Below are 465 nucleotides of genomic sequence, written 5' to 3' on the forward strand. Positions count from 1 at the left end.
GATAAGCGCTCAATAAACCTGTCTGTTTTCCTTAATTCTCTGCTGGCTGATAATCATCACCTGCAGGTTGGCTCCAATTATTTGTATATTCATAAAATCGATGGAAAAACTTTTCTCTTTACCAAAACAAATGACAAGAGTCTGGTTCAGAAGATAAATCGCTCTAAAGCTTCAGTTGAAGATATTAAGAACAGCCTCGCAGATGACGAATCATTGGGATTCCATGCTTTTTTGTGTGTTGAAGGCGACACCATTGGGTTTGCCAGAACTGTTATCGGGCCGACCACATCCGATCTGACAGATTTTTTAATCGGGAAAGGAATGTCATTAAGCAGTGGAGAGCGCGTTCAGATAGAGCCACTGATGAGGGGAACCACCAAAGACGATGTTATGCATATGCATTTCATCGGCCGAACAACGGTGAAGGTAGAAGCCAAGCTACCTGTATTTGGCGATATATTAAAG

1 pseudogene is annotated in these 465 nt (G+C 41.9%); it reads left to right on the forward strand.

Annotated elements, in window-relative coordinates:
• A pseudogene (locus CRV02_RS14430) lies at positions 1-465 on the forward strand (protein rexA); the annotation flags it as partial.

Origin of the sequence: Arcobacter sp. CECT 8989 (assembly GCF_004116715.1) — a bacterium.
Classification (GTDB): domain Bacteria; phylum Campylobacterota; class Campylobacteria; order Campylobacterales; family Arcobacteraceae; genus Halarcobacter.